The following is a 385-nucleotide window of genomic DNA, read 5'->3' as shown; positions in this document are numbered from 1 at the left end:
GAATGTGACAAGGATGGTTTGTATTCGAGTATCGATAATTTAGATTTGGAAAATTGTACGTCTGATGATTTTAAAAGAAGACTCTCAACGATTTGCGAGAAATTTTTTGGATCGTTGTCATGAGTTATCAATTCGCACATTTTGAGATGCTGAGTCGTAAAGTGCTTGTAAAGCCTTCCGACAAGGCAACGAAGTCTAAGAAGTGGAATATTAAAGAGACTATAGATGAGGCTACCCGGAGAAATCCGGATGCCTGTTTGCATGTTGAAAATCCAGGCAAGCCGGTTCTCGTTTTTGGTCAGGATTTAGAAGCTCTTGAGCGTGAGCATGAGCAGGCTTGCGATGGTGCTGTTGATGTTCAGAAGAATGGCAAGAGCAGGAAAAT

At 41.3% G+C, this 385-nt stretch carries 1 protein-coding gene; it reads left to right on the top strand.

The features are described 5' to 3' along the window. Window positions 1-119: 119 nt before the first annotated feature. A partial coding sequence (locus KP705_RS18970) for a hypothetical protein (protein WP_215765431.1) occupies window positions 120-385 on the top strand: 266 nt, incomplete at its 3' end.

The sequence above is a fragment of the Gluconobacter sp. P1D12_c genome (genome assembly GCF_018812105.1).
Taxonomy (GTDB): Bacteria; Pseudomonadota; Alphaproteobacteria; order Acetobacterales; family Acetobacteraceae; genus Gluconobacter; species Gluconobacter oxydans_A.
The sequence above is the reverse complement of the archived record's forward strand: the minus strand, read 5'-3'. Positions and strand labels throughout refer to the sequence as shown.